Source organism: Paractinoplanes atraurantiacus (genome assembly GCF_900215205.1).
In the GTDB taxonomy this organism is placed as follows: domain Bacteria; phylum Actinomycetota; class Actinomycetes; order Mycobacteriales; family Micromonosporaceae; genus Actinoplanes; species Actinoplanes atraurantiacus.
Window position 1 is genome coordinate 57,300 of record NZ_OBDY01000034.1, and the last position, 15,180, is coordinate 72,479.

Consider the following 15,180-nt stretch of genomic DNA (forward strand, 5'->3'; position numbering starts at 1 on the left):
CACGGACCACGATGAGCAGGTGACGACGGATCTCGACGATGCCACGGCGGTGTTCCTCGGCGTGCGCCCGCGCCTGTTCGGCATCGCCTACCGGATGCTCGGCAGCGCGAGCGAGGCCGAGGATCTGCTTCAGGAGGTCTGGCTGCGCTGGCAGGCGTACGACCGCAGCCAGGTGGTCAACCCGGCCGCCTTCCTGGCCACCACCACGACCCGGCTGGCCATCAACGAGCTCCAGTCGGCGCGGGCGCGCCGCGAGACTTATGTGGGGCCGTGGCTGCCCGAGCCGGTCGACACGAGCGCCGATCCCTACCTGGGCGCCGAGCGGGGCGAGGCGCTGGAGTACGCGACGCTGCTGCTGATGGAGAAGCTCAAGCCGGCCGAGCGCGCGGCCTATGTGCTGCGGGAGGCGTTCGACTATCCGTACGGCCAGATCGCCGAGATCCTCGACGCCACCGAGCCGGCCGTGCGCCAGCTGGTGAGCCGGGCCCGTAAGCATCTGGCCGACGAGCGGCGCACGCCGGTGGCCGCGGCCGAGCAGAAGAAGCTGCTCGCCACTTTTCTCCAGGCCTCGCGCACCGGCGACATGGCCGCGCTGGAGAGGCTCCTGGCGCCGGGCGTGCTCAGCGTCTCCGACGGCAACGGCGCGCTCGGCATCGCCCGCCGCGTGGTCGAGGGGCCGCTGCCGGTCGCGAAGTTCTTCATGGCGCTGTCGGCCTGGATGTGGGAGGGGGCCTCGACACGCTGGCTGGAGACCAACGGTCAGACCGCCGTCCTGCTCTCGCTGGCCAACGGCAACGAGGCTTTCCTGACGATCGGCGTCACCGCCGACGGCATCGACCGGGTCCTCTGGCAAATGGTTCCGGAAAAGTTGTCACAAGTTCTCGAGCTGCCCGGTCTTGAGGAGTGACTGCGAGAGAACAGAGGACGACATGCGGACGATCCTGGTGGTGGGCGGCGGTTACGCCGGCTTCTACACGGCCTGGAAGCTCGAGAAGAAGCTCCGGCGCGACGAGGCGCGGGTCGTCGTGGTCGACCCGCGTCCGTACATGACCTATCAGCCCTTCCTGCCCGAGGTCGTGGCCGGCTCGGTCGAGGCGCGCCACGCGGCCGTCTCCATCCGGCGGCACCTCAAGAAGACCAAGATCATTTCGGGTACGGTGGTGAAGGTCGACCACGCGCACAAGACCGCCACCATCCGCCCGGCCGAGGGGCCGGAATACGCGCTGGCGTACGACATCATCGCCGTGACCGCCGGCGCCGTGACCCGCAAGCTCGACATCGCGGGCGTGGCCGACCAGGCGATCGGCATGAAGCACGTCGAGGAGGCCGTCGCCATCCGCGACCGGATGCTGACCAACTTCGACCGCGCGTCGACGCTCGAACCGGGCCCGCAGCGCCGCCGTCTGCTGACCGTCACCTTCGTCGGCGGCGGCTTCTCCGGCGTCGAGGGCTTCGGCGAGCTGCTCTCGCTGGCCACCGCCCTGGCCCGGAAATATCCCGAGCTCGAGGAGTCCGAGCTCTCCTTCCACCTGGTCGAGGCCCGCGGCCGGATCCTGCCTGAGGTGACCGACAAGCCCGGCGAATGGGTGGTGCGCTCGCTGGAGAAGCGCGGCGCGCACATCCACCTCAACTCCGTGCTCCAGTCGGCCGAGAACGGGCACGTGGTCCTGTCGACCGGGGAGGAGTTCGACTCCGACCTGATCGTCTGGACCGTCGGCAACGCGGTGAGTCCGCTGGTGCGCAACCACACCGACCTGCCCGTCGACGCGCGGGGCATGCTCAGCGTCCGGGCCGACCTGCAGGTGGGCACCGACGAGGCCTTCGTGCCGGACGCGTGGGGCGCGGGTGACGACGCCGCCATCCCCGACCTGGCCCTGCCCGGCTCCGCGACCGTGCCGAACGCTCAGCACGCCGTGCGCCAGGGCAAGCTGCTGGCCAAGAACATCGTCGCTTCGCTGCGCGGCCGCGAGCCGAAGCAGTACCTGCACCACAGCCTGGGCGTCGTGGCGACGCTGGGCCTGGGACGGGGCATCTTCCAGTGGCGGGGCATCGTCATCAAGGGCTTCCCGGCCTGGGTGATGCACCGCGGCTACCACGTGCTCGCCGTCCCCAGCTGGGAGCGCAAGGTGCGGGTCCTGTTCGTCTGGATCACCGCCGCGCTGTTCGGCCGCGACATCGTCTCGCTGGCCTCGGTGCAGCACCCGCGGCGGGCCTTCGTCACGGGCGGCGAGGTGCCGGCCCTTCCGGAGACGACGGTGCCGCTCGAGCATGCGCCCTCCGCATGACGACGTCGTGCGCGAGTTTCTAGCCGCCTGCCGGACGGGAGAGATCTCAGCGCTGCGAGCCGCCCTGCACGACGACGCCGTCGCGATGTGCGACGGCGGCGGGGCGGTCCTCGCGGCGCTCAACCCTGTCCGGGGTGCGGAGAACGTGGCCGGGCTCGTCTCCGTGCTGCTGTGCCGGCCCGGGTCCGAGCTCACCGTCGAGTCGGTGAACGGCCGGACCGGCCTGGCGCTGCGCCGGGGCGGCCGCGCCGAGGCGGTGATCGCGGCCGAGTCCGCCGGCGGTCTCGTGTCGGCCCTGTGGATCGTGCTCACCCCGGCCAAGCTCGCCCGTTGGCATGTATCCACAGAACATGGTTGACGGTTCCGCACCGCGGGAGCCTTGGGGTCATGAGGAAAGTAAGCCTTCATCCGCAGGATCTCACCGGCCGTCTGGCCCTCGTCACCGGGGCCAACAGCGGTGTCGGCCGCGAGCTGGCCACACGCCTGGCCGCCGACGGCGCCGAAGTGCTCCTGGCCGTCCGTGACACCACCAAGGGCGCCGCGGCCCTGCGCGCCATCCGCGACGAGGTGCCCGGGGCCAGCGTCTCCCTCCGCGCCCTCGACCTGGCGTCGCTGAAGTCGGTCGGCACCCTCGCCGGCGACCTGCTCGCCGAGGGACGGCCCCTGCACCTCCTGGTCAACAACGCCGGCGTGATGGCCCCCGCGACCCGGCACACCACCGCCGACGGCTTCGAGCTCCAGTTCGGCACCAACTTCGTCGGCCACGCCGTCCTCACCCACCGCCTGCTGCCCCTGCTGCAAGCCGGCCAGGCCCGGGTCACCACGGTCACCAGCAGCGCCGCCCGGCAGGGCCGGCTCGACTTCGACGACCTCCAGGCCGAGCGCTCCTACTCGCCGGTCAAGGCGTACAACAATTCCAAGCTGGCCGACCTCGTGTTCGCGCTCGAGCTCGACCGCCGCAGCCGGGCTGAGGGCTGGGGCATCGTCAGCAATGCCGCCCACCCCGGCACGACGCTGACCGGCCTCTACGCCGCGGGGCCCAACCTGGGCCGCGGCAAGCCGGCGCCGCACGAGGCCGTCATGGCCCGCCTGGCCCGCTGGGGAATCCTGGTCCAGGACGTGGCCCACGGGGTCCTTCCGATCCAGTACGCGGCCACGAGCCCCGAAGCGCAAGGCGGGCGGCTCTACGGCCCGGACGGTTTCGGGCAGTTCAAGGGCGGCCCGGCCGAGCTCGACATCTACAAGTCCGCGCGCGACGAGAGCGCCGCGGCCCGCCTGTGGGGCTACGCCCTCGGTGTGAGCGTCTGAGGAGTCAGGGAAATGGATCGCGCCAGACTGGCCGAATATCTGCGCACGCGGAGGGAGGCCCTGCAACCCGAGGACGTGGGGCTGCCCCGCGGGCAGCGGCGGCGCACCCGCGGCCTGCGCCGCGAGGAGGTGGCGGTGCTCAGCGACATGTCGATCGACTACTACAGCCGGCTCGAGCAGCCGCGCGGCCCGCACCCGTCCGAGCAGATGCTGGGCGCGATCGCCCGCGGCCTGCGCCTGTCGCTGGAGGAGCGCGACCACCTGTTCGAGCTGGCCGGCTACGCGACGCCGCGCCGGGTGGCCGACAGCGAGCACGTCAACCCGGGCATGATGCGCATCTTCGACGGCCTTCAGGACTCGGCCGCGATGGTCGTCTCCCCTCTGGGGGAGACGCTGCTGCAAACCCGCCTCGCGGTGGCCCTGGTCGGCGACGAGAGCATCTACACGGGACTCGACCGCAGCAAGCACTACCGCTGGTTCACCGACCCGTCCACCCGCTCGCTGTACCCGCGCGACGAGTGGGACGAGCAGAGCCGCCTCATCGTCGCCGACCTGCACGCCTCCTACACCCGCGACGGCCAGGACTCACGGGCCGGTGCGATCGTGGATGCCCTCCTGGCCGCCAGCCCGTCGTTCGCCGCGCTGTGGAAGGGGCACCCGGTCGCCGGACCCTACTGCGGCCCGGTGCGGCTGCTGCACCCGGAGGTCGGTCCGCTGGAACTGGACTGCCAGCGGCTCGTCGACCCGGACCGGTCGCAGCAGCTCGTCGTCTACACCGCGAAGCCGGGTTCACTGTCCCAGGAGAGGCTGCGACTGCTGTCGGTCATCGGGACAGCAACCAGTCCTGGTACCGCGTCGTGGTGATCACGGCGTCGTCCCGGGCGATGATGGCGTCGCCGGTCACCGCCGCGAACAGGCCGGCGCTCTCGTCCACCACGACGGGGCGCCGGTCGCCCTGGAACGCCAGGGTGACCCGGCCGAGCTCGTCGAGCGAGAAGACCTCGGGGCCCGCGTAGTTCCGTACACCCATGAGGGGCTCACCCACCGCGACGTCGGCCACCGCCTTGGCCACCTCGGCCGAGGCCATCGGCTGCACGAGCGTCGAGGGCAGGCGTACGGCAGTCTCGTCCGAGGTCCACGACATGGCCGCGCTCACGAACTCGAAGAACTGCGTCGCCCGCACGATCGAGTACGGGATCTTCTCCTCCTGCTCGAGCAGGCTCTCCTGCAACACCTTGGCCTGGTAGTAGGCGAGATCCGGCACCTGGTCGACGCCGACGATGGACAGGATGACGATGTGCTCGGTGCCGGCGTCCTCGGCCTCGTCGAGCAGGTTCTCCATGGTCTCGCGGAAGAAGACGGCCGAGGCCTCGTCGAAGGTCGGCGAGTTCGTCAGGTTGACGACGACCTCGGCGCCCTTGATGGCTTCCGCGACACCCTTGTTCCCGACCAGATCGACCCCGTTCGACAGCGAGTACGGGGTCGCGTCGTGGCCCTGCGCGCTGAGACGCTTGACGACCTGCGAGCCGATGAGCCCGGTGCCGCCGATGACAGCGATCTTCTTCATGGTTCGGTCCTCCGTGGTCCTGGCGACTTCGTTCGCCGCTAGGACCACGGGGCCGGGCATGACGTGACAGGCTGGTTCATCGGTATGGCCTCAGGGAGACCGGGCCGAGCAGTCCGTACGCCTGCCGGGTGGCGATGCCGAACACCGCGGGACTGGTCGTGCGCAGGCGGTTGAGCAACGTCGTGGCCACCTCGACCTCGATCGTGTTGCGGCCCTTTCGCAGGGCCAGGTCGGCCACCGGCTCCAGCACGTCGATCGGCGGCAGCAGGCGCCCGTTGACGCGCACCCGGCAGGTGTCGACCACCTTGCCGAGCGACAGCAGCGCCCGCCCGGCCCGATCGGCGGTGACGGTCGTGCGGTAGGTGCCGATGCCGGAGACGTCGGCCAGCTCGGGGATCGACGACCACGGCAGCGGGTCGGTGAGCGTCACCTGATGTGTGGTGACGCCGGTCGGCTGCCAGTCCTCGACCGACAGCTCCCAGCCCGTCACCGCGACCGCGGGCTCGCTGAAGGTGCGGGCCGGGATGTCGGCGCGGCCTCGCTGGAAGGCCAGCAGCATCGACTGGCCGGGCTGGAGGGTGGCCCGCACACGCACCCGGTTCCCGTCGCGTGTGTGGGCCACGCCGTGCTTCTCGCCGGTCCACGCGTCGATCCGGACCGGCACCGACGACCGCGACGCCGTGGTGAGCCACACGTCCTGGTCGATCGCCGTGATGGTCCGGTTCTCGGCGTGCCGCGCGTTGGCCAGGTAGTAGTAGTCCTTGTCGCCGTCGACCCGGTGCACGGTCATCAGCGACGACCGCTCGTACTCCACGTCCCGTGTCACTCCGGCCGCCTCCAGTGCGGCCGGTACACCGGTCTGATCGGCGACGACCCTCGTCGACGGGGATGCGAGCAGTTCGGCGACGAGGAGCTGGAGCGGGGCCGGGTGCACGTCGGCCCAGTTGCCGATGACGACGATCGGGAGCCCGGCCTTGGCCAGCGCCAGGAGCTGGTGAGCCGCCCGTACGGAAAGCGTGTGGTCCTTGCCCCGGAAGGCGTCGCCGTCCAGGATAAGGGCTTTGTAGCGGGGCGGGCCGAGGCGTCCATCGCGGACCTTCGCGGCCGGCAGCGCGAGCGACGCCTCGTCGGTGAAGCCGTGCGTCCAGCCGATCGGGATGCCGTCGTTCGTCGCCCAGGGCGCGCCGATCCCGGTCGCCGTCCAGCCTTTCTGCCGGAAGAAGACGAGGTCGGCCCGGGCGGTCCCGCTCTGCAGGAGCTCCTGGGTCCGCGCGAACCAGCCGGCCACGTCGCGCGCGTGCCGCCACGTCGGCTGCCGCGGTCCCCAGGCCTCGGCGTATCCGATGCCGTTGCCGTTGTAGGGCGAGAACGCCGCGAAACCGGGCCACGCGGCGCCCGGCGCGTCCTTGTAGGCGAAGCCGTGCAGCACCGCCTGGTTCACGCCGCCGGCGAAGACGCTGCCCATCGTCTGGAGGACCTTGTTCCACGTCGTGCTGTAGGCGCCGTTCGCGTACGCGGCCGACTCGCACGAGAGGATCCGCTTGCCGGCCATGTCACGGGCCGAGGCGAGCACCCGGTAGTCGTCCAGGTTTTTGAAGCCGAGCGACTCGCCCTCGGCCACGTCGAGCAGGGTGGCACTGCGGATGGCGTCGGTCGACAGCCCGTACGGCTGGGCCCGCAGCTGAAGCCCGAGCCGGTGGGCGAAGTCGCGCAGCGGGATCAGGTGGTGCTCGTGGTAGAGGTCGGACAGCACCTGGTTGAAGGCGTCGCGCACATGGTTGGACGTGTCGGAGTCGAACGAGTAGAGGTACTTGCCCTTGGGGTTCAGCAGGATCGGCAGATAGGGGAGCAGGTCGGTGCCGGTGCGCCGGGCGAACTCGGCCGGCATCGCGGGTGTCCAGAGCGTCCAGTCGGTCTCCAGCTCGAGGGAGTCCTCGAAGAGGTCGCCGCCGGCCTGCCGCAGCAGCTGCCGGATCGGCCCGGTGAGCACGAGCTCGTTCCAGGCGTCGATGACCGCCCTGGTGCCGGCCGCGCTGAAGTGGTCGACCACATAGGACGGCGGAACGGTGTGCGGGCCGCCCTCCGGCTCCTGCCCGGAGCCGCGCACGGTGTAGGTGAACAGCAGCCACGATCCGCCGTCCACGGTCGCCGTGACCTGCCCGCCGGCCGGGGTCAGGGTTCGTACCGAGGCCGGGTCGAGCGTGGTACCGGAGACGATCCGGGCGATCTGCACGGCGAACACGTCATCCGCGACCGGCGCGGTGATGCTCGACGTGAACGGGGTGACGGTGTGCACGAGCTCCTTGGCCGCGGCCGGGTCGTCCGGCGTGATGCCCGGAACGGCGGCCGGCCAGCTCGGGCCGACGGCCAGGTCGATCGTCAGCCCGCGCCGCTTGGCCTGGCGCAGCGCCGACTCGACGGCGTCGCGCCAGGGCCGGGTGCCCCAGCCGTGCCCGGCCGCGTCGAGGTCGGCGCGGACACTGTGGTGCACGTCCTGGATCTCGGCGCCGGCGAAACCGGCGTCGGCCATCTGGTCGATCTCACGGGCGATCTCGGCCGGGTCGACCAGGCCGTGCGGCCACCACCAGCGGAACTTGGCGCCGGTGCCGGCGGCCTTGGCCGGGGTGGCCGCGGCGGCGGCGGAGGCGGGCGCGTTCGTGGCCAGCGCGGCGGCCGCGCCCAGAGCTATGACGGTACGGCGTTTCATCGGGTGGGCTCCAGCTTCGCGGTGGAGAAATCGTTTCAACCAGAACGGCCCCAGCGGCCAATGATCCGGTGGAGCGTGGTTGTGAAACGTTTTAACGAGGTGGTAACGATCACGTTAATGTGCCGTCATCAATCACGTCAATAGCCCTTGATGGATGCGGGCGACCCGGCCGTTGCTGACGTTCACCAACTGGCTCTCGTCGTGCCAGGAGGGATCGCAGGCACAGCCGATGGGCGGAAGGCCGCCCCGCGCCGCCCGGCCTCTCCGGGCCGGAGGGTGAGCAACCGGGAGAAGCCCCGGCGGCGAGGGACGCGACCCAGGAACGGCCGCGACAGCGTTCCCCTCGGCCCGCACGCACACGCCGGCTTCGGCGGCGAGCTCGACTCCGCCGCTCAGCACCCGCCTCGCTCGGCGCGTAGCAGTTCACCTCATCGAAGAGGGCGTCATGCACGACCACATCGGACGCCGCACTTGAGGAGGGCAGCGGCTGGTCCAGTCCGCGACGCCGGTTCGCTTGCGGCGCGCCGCGCGAGGCCGCGGCCCCACCGCACCCGAACCCGCTGAACGGCGATCACCGTCACATCGCGACGTCCGAGCCGATCGGCAACCACCCACTTCCGCGCCACCGCCCTCCTTCTCGGTCGGCTGAGTGCCGTCCGGGGGCGCCGGGGGAGTTCGCGGACAGCGGTTCGGCGCTGAGCTCGTGAAAGTCAGGGGCGGGTGCGGCGGGCGCGGGGTGGCAGCTGGATGCCGGCGTGGGTGCGCAGGGCGGGCTGGGTGCGGGGGCGCCGGCGGCCGGAACCGGGGCGGGGGCGGACCTGAAGGTCGATGGTCGACTTGGTCTCGGACTCCGTGCCGCGGCCGGGGCGGCGGTACAGGTCGTGGGCCTCGGGGGTGGTGTCCTCGGTGGGGGCGAAGCCGGGCATCTCGGGGAGCGGTGACGGCTCCGGCGTCAGGGTGGCGGGCTGGAAGCGTGCGAAGGACGGCTCTTTGGCACTGAAGAGAACGAAAGCGGCGATCAGGTTGGCGATGACGAAGACCGCGGTCACCGGGCCGAGCATCAGGGAACGCCACAGCAGCGCGGAGATGAGCACCGCCACGACGGCGGCGCCCACGGCCGCGGCCGCGCCGCCGTGGCGGGCGAGCTGCGCGCCGCTGCGGGTGAGGCCGTAGGTGGCGGCCGCGCAGGCCGCGCCGCCCACGCCGGCGAGGACCCAGCTACCCACGTACGGCCACAGGCGAGCCCACGTGCCGGTCTCGTCCGCGAAGACGAACATCAGGAACGGCACGCCGACGACGGCGATCGCCAGGAACAGGACGGCGTCGACCGTGACCACGACGGCGGCGCTCGTCACCTTGTCCATCCGGCGGCGCGCGCCGGCCAGCTCCGTCGTCTCGATGACGTCGACCATCGTCCATGCCCCCCAGCGTCTTTGAGCAGGAACCGTAACCCATGGACGCCAGCGGGCTCAGTGCGGTCGCGCCGAAGCCGTTTCGCGAGCGCCGGGCTCGTCGGCGAGCTCCCCCGTGGGTGCGGGCCCGGAGGGGACCAGCTTCCAGGCGAGAGCGCCGGCGACGAGCAGCAGGACGGCCGCGACGATCGAGGTCGCCTGCATGGCGTGGGAGAAGGCGTCGCGGGCCGCGTCCAGAAGCGCGTTGCCGCTCAGGGCCTGGGTGGCCGACGCGAGCGACTCCTCGACGGCTGTCCTCGCCGTGCCGGGCAGGGCGGAGAGGTCGGGCAGCGACGCCCGGTAGAGCACCGTGTGCAACGTGCCCAGCAAGGCGATTCCCGTTGCCACGCCCAGCTCGTACGCCATCTCGGAGACCGCCGAGGCGGAACCCGCCCGCTGCGGCGGGACCGAGGCCAGGATCGCGTCGGTCGAGGCCGTGAACGCGATGCCGACGCCGAGGCCGACGATGACCAGGCCCACGGCCAGCACGCCGAAGCCGGGCGCGCCCTCGCCGACCGTCAGCACCGCGAAGCCGGCCGCCGTGACCAGCAGGGACAGGCCGAGGGAGCGGCCGACGCCGAGGCGGTTCATCACGCGGACGGCGATGACGACCACGGCGATCGACGCCAGCGTCAACGGGAGCTCGCGCAGGCCGGCCTGCAGCGGTGAGTAGCCGCGGACCAGTTGGAGGTACTGCGAGAAGAAGAACAGCAGACCGCTGAACGCGAAGATGGCGATCACGCTGGCCGCGACCGTGCCGCTGAAGGCCGGCCGGGCGAAGAGCGTGACGTCGACCAGCGGCGAGGTGAGCCGCCGCTGGCGCCGCACGAACCACGTGCCGGCGGCCAGGCCGATCAGCGCCGCCGCGAGCGAGGAGGCGTTCACACCCGAGTGGGCGGCCTCCTTCACGGCCCACACCAGCGGGACGATCGCGGCGACCGAAAGCAGTGCGCTCAGCGGGTCGAAGCGGCCCGGCGCGGGGTCGCGGGACTCCGGCACGAGCACGAAGACGGCCGCCAGCACCAGCAGCATGATGGGCACGTTGATGACGAAGACCGAGCCCCACCAGAAGTGCTCCAGCAGGAGGCCGCCGACCAGCGGGCCGAGCGCGGCGCCGCCGGAGGCGCCGGCCGACCAGATGGCGATGGCCCGGGTGCGCAGCCGCGGCTCCGGGAAGATGTTGCGGACCAGCGAGAGCGTGGACGGCATGAGCGTCGCGCCGGCCACGCCGAGCAGCGCCCGGGCGGCGATGAGCCAGCCCGCGGTGGGCGCGAAGGCGGCCAGCAGCGAGGCCGCGCCGAAGCCGGTCACGCCCAGCAGGAGCAGGCGCTTGCGCCCGATGCGGTCGGCCAGCGTGCCCATGCTGATGAGCAGCCCGGCCAGCGCGAACGAGTAGACGTCGCCGATCCAGAGCAGCTGGTTGCTGGTCGGCGCCAGGTCCGCCGTGAGCGCCGGCACCGCCAGCGCCAGCACTGTGCCGTCCACCGCCAGCAGGGTCACCGCCAGCGTCAGGGCGGCGAGCGCACCCCAGCGGCGTCCGTTCGAAGTCATGCTCGAACATTAGCCGACCATCTGGTCGGTAGTACAGACCAAACGGTCGGCTACTACTGTGATCTGCATGCCTCCTCGTGAACGGGACACCGCCCGCACGCGGCGCACGGTGCTCGACGCCGCCGCGCGCACCGTGGCCAAGCAGGGCGCCGGTGTGAGCCTCGACGTCATCGCCCGTGAGGCGGGAGTCTCCAAGAGCGGTCTGCTCCACCACTTCCGCAGCCGCGACCAACTGCTCCTCGCGCTGGCGCAGGATCAGGTCGACACCTTCGCGGCCGAGGTCCGCGCGGCGGTCGACCCGGCCGATCACGCGGCGGGGCGCCTCGTCCGGGCGTACGTCAAAGCGATTTTCGACAGTCTCGGCGACGACACGGCGATCTCGGAGCACCTGCTGCTGTCGGCCGCCCTGTCGACCGTGCCCGGGGTGGCCGAGATCCTCCAGCGGGACGCGCGGCAGTGGGAGGCGGCGTTCACTTCCGACGGCCTGCACCCCGACCGGGTCCTGATCATCACGAAGGCCGCCGACGGCGCCTCGCTGGCCACTCTCTACGAGGGTGGCAGCAACCCCGCGGCCCTGGAGCGGACGCGGGAGTTGCTGCTCTCCATGACCAGGGGCGAGGGCTCGTTCACGGGATGAGCAGGTCGGCCAGGGTGAAGCTGTCGCCGCGGGCGGGCAGGATCGGCGTCCAGTCCGCCTCCAGGCTCAGATAGCCGGCTGGGTCGGCCCGGAGCAGGCCGATCAGCACCTCGGCGACGATCCGCCCGCCGACCGGGCCGAGGCGGTCGCCGTCGCCGAGCAGCTCGGACTCCTTGAGGATGTAGAACCACAGCGGGATGCCGTGCGGCCACTCCTCGAGGACGAGCGGCTCGGCGCCGATCGCGCGCGCCACCGCCTCGCCGCTGGGCAGGCCGGTCGTCTCGCCGCGGAGCAGGTCGCGCACGGCCAGGGAGTGGTACGCGTCGGCGTCGACGGCCCCGGTGACCTGCACGGGCAATCCGATGAGGCTGGCCGCGAGGCGGCCGTCGAGGCGCTTGGCGCGCTGCGCGGGCGGGCGGCCGGGCACGTCGAAGATCTGTGCCAGGTCGATATGACGGCCGGGCTCCAGCGGGCCGAAGCCGACCAGGTCGGGAAAGAGCGGCACCTCCGGGCCACCCTCGACGAGCCGGTACGTGTGCCGGATCTGCCCATGCCCGTAGCGGAAGGCCGCATCGGCGAACTCCAGCGGGATGTACGCCTTCATCGGCTCCGGCGCGAACCAGCGGCCGCCGTTGGCCAGGACGTCGTCGACGAGCGGCGCGCCGACCAGGCGGGGCAGGAAGTCGTGCACGACGATCCACTGGTAGTGCCAGGTCAGCGTGATGCGCGCGCGTTCGTACACGTCCGCCTCGGAAACGCCGCCCTCGCGCAACCAGTCGACGATGCGGTTGTGCGCCTTGATGAGCGCGACGTGCAGCGTCAGAGCGAACCTGTGCACGTCGTTGCGCGGATCGCCGATCAGGGCGACGCCCTGGGGATTGCGTGGCACGTCGCCGTCGACGGCGAGGAACTTGGCCGGATCGTTCACGTCGAACAGGAACGGCGAGCCGATCGGGCCGTCCGAGTAGAGCATCTCCAGGTTGAGCTTGGGCGTGCGGGCGTTCTTGAGCGCCTCGGGGTCGATGCCGCCGGCCAGCGGGGAGCGGTCGGCGGTGATGTCGTGTGCGATCAGCTGGCCGAAGAAGGGCCAGCCGGCCGCACCGGCCGCGTCGTCGCCGCCCGGGTTCAGCTCGTCCAGCAGCGGCGCCGCGTCGCAGATCCCGCCGGTGTCGCCGGCGCGCATCAGCAGCTTCGGGTCGGAACCCAGCGGCTCCAGGCCCGGGAACATACGGCCGTACCGGGCCGGCCCGGTCGGGCGGTCGACGGCGCGGACGAGGCTGAGGCAGTGGTCGCGGGTGGGAAGGGTCATGCCCTCTGAGACCGGGCGGCATCCTGTTTCGTGACGAGCGTGATCAGCGCCTCGACGTCGTCGCCGTCCATCGGCTCGCCGGTCATGCCCATGCGGTGCAACAGGGTGCCGACCACGACGTCGATGATGAAGAGCACCTCCCGCTCCGCCATGCCGAGCGTCTCCTCGATCGCGATCCGGTACGGATCCTGGAGCTGGGCCGACAGGATCTCCCGCAGCGAAGGATCGTTGACGGCATCGGTGAAGACACCGGCGAACGCGGCCCCGATGCCCGGCTCGCCGATCTTCGCGGCGATCCAGCGGACGGCCCCGGCCAGGATCTCCTCCCGGCTCGCGCCGGTCAGCGGCGCCGGCCCGAACGCGTCGACCAGGCAGGCGGTGAGCAGGGCGCCCTTGGTGGGCCAGCGGCGATAGACGGTCGTCTTCGCGATTCCCGCCTCGGCGGCGATCCGGTCGACGGTGGCCCGGGCGTACCCGAGCTCGTGGACCGTCTTGAGCGTCGCCGCGAAGACCTCGGCGTCGATGCCGGTACGGGGTCTGGCCATGCCGCCACCCTAGCAGTTACGCTACTTCAAGTTTCGATACCGAAGGTAGCGTTATTGGCTGGAGGAGACATGCTCGGAATCCGTGTCCTGTCCGCGCTGCGCGAGGAACCGGACTGGCCGGCGATGACACCCGCGAAGCTCCGTTCGCTCAGCGAGGCGGAGAACCGGAAGCGCTCGTCGCGGCTGTCGCGATTGGTGACGGGATTTCCCGCCCGCGGCGTCGTGATCCACTGGCAGGACGTCACGCTGCCCGATCGCGTGGTGCGAGTGCGCGTCTACCGCCCGTCCGGCGGGAAACTGCCGCTGGTGCTGCACGTGCACGGCGGCGGCTTCGTCGGCACGGCCGTGCAGAGCGACTGGATCAACAGTCATCTCGCGGCCCGCCTGCCGGCCGTTGTGGTGTCGGTCGAGCACCGCCTCGTCTCGTTCGAGACCCCGCTGGCGGCGGCCGTCGAGGACGGCTGGGAGGTGCTGAACCAGGCGCTGACCTGGGATGACGTCGACCCGTCGCGGGTCGCCCTGTTCGGCGAGAGCGCCGGCGGGGTGGTCGCCGCGATGATCGCCCTTCGCGCGGGCCCGGCGATCCGGGCCCAGGTGCTGGTCAACCCGTGCGTCGATCTGACCGCGACCGCGCTCGGCTACCCCTCGATGCGGGAACACGCCGACAGCCCGACTCTCACCCTGACCCAGATGAAGTTCTTCCTCCGGCTGGCCGTCCCGGACGGCGCGGATCCCCTCGCCGTGTCACCGCTGCACGCCGTAGAGCACAGCGGCGCCGCCCCGGCGCTCATCGTGGTGCCCACGCTCGACCCGGTGGCCGACCAGGGCCGCGCGTACGCCCACCGGCTCCGCGCGGCCGGTGTCCCGGCCGAGGTGGCCGAGCATCCCGGCGCGCCGCACGCGTTCGTCAGCACACCCGGCCTCGTCCGGAAGGCCCGGGCCGCCCGGTCCGAGATCACCGGCTTTCTCCGGGGCCGCCTCACGCCCCACCGCCCGGAAGTACGAAGATCGCAAGCATGACCGAGCAACTGTCCGCCCTTCACCAGAACCTCGTCGACACCGTGCCGGCCGGCGCGGGCACCCGCATCGAGGACGAGACCGTCGCCTACGAGCACGACGGTCAACCCCTTCAGGGGTACGCCGTCCACGACACCGCCGTCACCGACCGCAAGCCCGCGGTCATCGTCGTCCACGACTGGACGGGCCTGCGGGAGTACCCGAAGGCCCGCGCGCAGATGCTCGCCCGCCTCGGCTACTTCGCGTTCGCCGCCGACATCTACGGCGCCGGCGTCACCTTCGACAACGACGAGCAGTCGGCCGCCGAGGCCGGCAAGTACTACGGCGACCTCGGGCTGATGCGGGCCCGCGTGCGGGCCGCGTACGACGTCGTCGCCCAGGACCCGCGCGTCGACCCGGACCGCATCGTGGTCCTCGGCTACTGCTTCGGCGGCAGCGCCGCCGTGGAGTTCGCGCGCACCGGCGCCCCGCTCGCCGGCGCCGTCTCGTTCCACGGCAGCCTGGTCACCCACGAGCCGGCCGACGTCGCCGCCATCACCGCCCCGCTGCTCATCCTCACCGGCGCCGCCGACCCCGTGGTGCCGGACGCGGCGGTGCAGAAGTTCGCCGACGAGCTGCGCACCCGCGACGACCTCGACTGGCAGATCACCCTCTACTCGGGCGCCCAGCACGCGTACACGCTGCCCGGCATTCCCCCGTACCACGAGAAGGCCGACAAGCGCAGCTGGCGCGAGTTGGAGAACTTCCTGGAAGAGGTCTTCACCGCCTGACGGTTCCGGCCCGGCGGCACAGATGTGCCGCCG

The 15,180-nt window shown here is 71.6% G+C and carries 14 protein-coding genes; 8 read left to right on the plus strand and 6 right to left on the minus strand.

All coding sequences use genetic code 11. The features are described 5' to 3' along the window. The first annotated feature begins 19 nt into the window (after window positions 1-19). Genes CRP55_RS44365 through CRP55_RS44385 form a run of 5 tightly spaced genes read left to right on the plus strand, consistent with a single transcriptional unit; the run spans window position 20 to window position 4,457 of the window. The gene (locus CRP55_RS44365; RefSeq protein WP_245923750.1) at window positions 20-907 is read left to right on the plus strand and encodes a sigma-70 family RNA polymerase sigma factor; all 888 of its coding nucleotides are present in this window, start codon (window positions 20-22) and stop codon (window positions 905-907) included. 22 nt (window positions 908-929) lie between these two features. Further along, entirely contained in the window at window positions 930-2,285 is a 1,356-nt protein-coding gene (locus CRP55_RS44370) for an NAD(P)/FAD-dependent oxidoreductase (protein WP_097328111.1), read from the plus strand. Continuing rightward, entirely contained in the window at window positions 2,269-2,643 is a 375-nt protein-coding gene (locus CRP55_RS44375) for a sigma-70 family RNA polymerase sigma factor family protein (protein ID WP_097328112.1), read from the plus strand. The genes CRP55_RS44370 and CRP55_RS44375 overlap by 17 nt, the downstream gene beginning before the upstream one ends. A gap of 29 nt (window positions 2,644-2,672) precedes the next feature. After that, window positions 2,673-3,593, plus strand: a complete 921-nt coding sequence (locus CRP55_RS44380) for an SDR family oxidoreductase (RefSeq protein ID WP_097328113.1) — start codon at window positions 2,673-2,675, stop codon at window positions 3,591-3,593. A 12-nt stretch (window positions 3,594-3,605) separates the two neighbouring features. Beyond that, window positions 3,606-4,457 (plus strand): helix-turn-helix transcriptional regulator, encoded by an 852-nt coding sequence (locus CRP55_RS44385; RefSeq protein ID WP_097328114.1) that lies wholly within the window; start codon window positions 3,606-3,608, stop codon window positions 4,455-4,457. Here the strand turns inward: CRP55_RS44385 and CRP55_RS44390 are convergent. From CRP55_RS44390 to CRP55_RS44400, 4 genes are all read right to left on the minus strand, one after another. Beyond that, window positions 4,417-5,160 carry an SDR family oxidoreductase gene (locus CRP55_RS44390; RefSeq protein WP_097328115.1) on the minus strand — a complete coding sequence of 248 codons (744 nt, stop codon included), beginning with the start codon at window positions 5,158-5,160 and terminating at the stop codon, window positions 4,417-4,419. The two genes, CRP55_RS44385 and CRP55_RS44390, sit on opposite strands and share 41 nt — an antisense overlap. 76 nt (window positions 5,161-5,236) lie before the next feature. Next, window positions 5,237-7,867, minus strand: a complete 2,631-nt coding sequence (locus CRP55_RS44395) for a glycosyl hydrolase (protein WP_097328116.1) — start codon at window positions 7,865-7,867, stop codon at window positions 5,237-5,239. Window positions 7,868-8,577: 710 nt separating this feature from the next. After that, window positions 8,578-9,279, minus strand: coding sequence for a hypothetical protein (locus tag CRP55_RS51780; protein ID WP_101536251.1), 702 nt, complete (start codon window positions 9,277-9,279; stop codon window positions 8,578-8,580). Window positions 9,280-9,336: 57 nt separating this feature from the next. Further along, window positions 9,337-10,869, minus strand: coding sequence for an MFS transporter (locus CRP55_RS44400; RefSeq protein WP_097328117.1), 1,533 nt, complete (start codon window positions 10,867-10,869; stop codon window positions 9,337-9,339). 67 nt (window positions 10,870-10,936) lie between these two features. On the opposite strand from CRP55_RS44400, the gene CRP55_RS44405 reads away from it, so the two are divergent. Continuing rightward, entirely contained in the window at window positions 10,937-11,506 is a 570-nt protein-coding gene (locus tag CRP55_RS44405; protein WP_097328118.1) for a TetR/AcrR family transcriptional regulator, read from the plus strand. On the opposite strand, the gene CRP55_RS44410 is transcribed toward CRP55_RS44405, so the two are convergent. Next, window positions 11,496-12,815, minus strand: coding sequence for a peroxidase family protein (locus tag CRP55_RS44410; protein WP_097328119.1), 1,320 nt, complete (start codon window positions 12,813-12,815; stop codon window positions 11,496-11,498). The genes CRP55_RS44405 and CRP55_RS44410 overlap by 11 nt on opposite strands. Next, window positions 12,812-13,360 (minus strand): TetR/AcrR family transcriptional regulator, encoded by a 549-nt coding sequence (locus CRP55_RS44415; protein ID WP_097328120.1) that lies wholly within the window; start codon window positions 13,358-13,360, stop codon window positions 12,812-12,814. Before CRP55_RS44415 ends, CRP55_RS44410 begins: the two co-directional genes overlap by 4 nt. Before the next feature lie 69 nt (window positions 13,361-13,429). Here CRP55_RS44415 and CRP55_RS44420 point away from each other — a divergent pair, with 69 nt between their 5' ends. Further along, the gene (locus CRP55_RS44420) at window positions 13,430-14,380 is read left to right on the plus strand and encodes an alpha/beta hydrolase (protein ID WP_097328121.1); all 951 of its coding nucleotides are present in this window, start codon (window positions 13,430-13,432) and stop codon (window positions 14,378-14,380) included. Next, the gene (locus tag CRP55_RS44425; RefSeq protein WP_097328122.1) at window positions 14,377-15,147 is read left to right on the plus strand and encodes a dienelactone hydrolase family protein; all 771 of its coding nucleotides are present in this window, start codon (window positions 14,377-14,379) and stop codon (window positions 15,145-15,147) included. Before CRP55_RS44420 ends, CRP55_RS44425 begins: the two co-directional genes overlap by 4 nt. The last annotated feature ends 33 nt before the right edge of the window (window positions 15,148-15,180 follow it).

Bases quoted from the DNA above. Each gene is read 5' to 3' on its own strand.
- CRP55_RS44385 (WP_097328114.1), top strand. From the start codon at position 3,606: ATGGATCGCGCCAGACTGGCCGAATATCTGCGCACGCGGAGGGAGGCC.
- CRP55_RS44375 (WP_097328112.1), top strand. From the start codon at position 2,269: ATGCGCCCTCCGCATGACGACGTCGTGCGCGAGTTTCTAGCCGCCTGC.
- CRP55_RS44395 (WP_097328116.1), bottom strand. From the start codon at position 7,867: ATGAAACGCCGTACCGTCATAGCTCTGGGCGCGGCCGCCGCGCTGGCC.
- CRP55_RS44410 (WP_097328119.1), bottom strand. From the start codon at position 12,815: ATGACCCTTCCCACCCGCGACCACTGCCTCAGCCTCGTCCGCGCCGTC.
- CRP55_RS44380 (WP_097328113.1), top strand. From the start codon at position 2,673: ATGAGGAAAGTAAGCCTTCATCCGCAGGATCTCACCGGCCGTCTGGCC.
- CRP55_RS44420 (WP_097328121.1), top strand. From the start codon at position 13,430: ATGCTCGGAATCCGTGTCCTGTCCGCGCTGCGCGAGGAACCGGACTGG.
- CRP55_RS44405 (WP_097328118.1), top strand. From the start codon at position 10,937: ATGCCTCCTCGTGAACGGGACACCGCCCGCACGCGGCGCACGGTGCTC.
- CRP55_RS44425 (WP_097328122.1), top strand. From the start codon at position 14,377: ATGACCGAGCAACTGTCCGCCCTTCACCAGAACCTCGTCGACACCGTG.
- CRP55_RS44370 (WP_097328111.1), top strand. From the start codon at position 930: ATGCGGACGATCCTGGTGGTGGGCGGCGGTTACGCCGGCTTCTACACG.
- CRP55_RS51780 (WP_101536251.1), bottom strand. From the start codon at position 9,279: ATGGTCGACGTCATCGAGACGACGGAGCTGGCCGGCGCGCGCCGCCGG.
- CRP55_RS44390 (WP_097328115.1), bottom strand. From the start codon at position 5,160: ATGAAGAAGATCGCTGTCATCGGCGGCACCGGGCTCATCGGCTCGCAG.
- CRP55_RS44400 (WP_097328117.1), bottom strand. From the start codon at position 10,869: ATGACTTCGAACGGACGCCGCTGGGGTGCGCTCGCCGCCCTGACGCTG.
- CRP55_RS44415 (WP_097328120.1), bottom strand. From the start codon at position 13,360: ATGGCCAGACCCCGTACCGGCATCGACGCCGAGGTCTTCGCGGCGACG.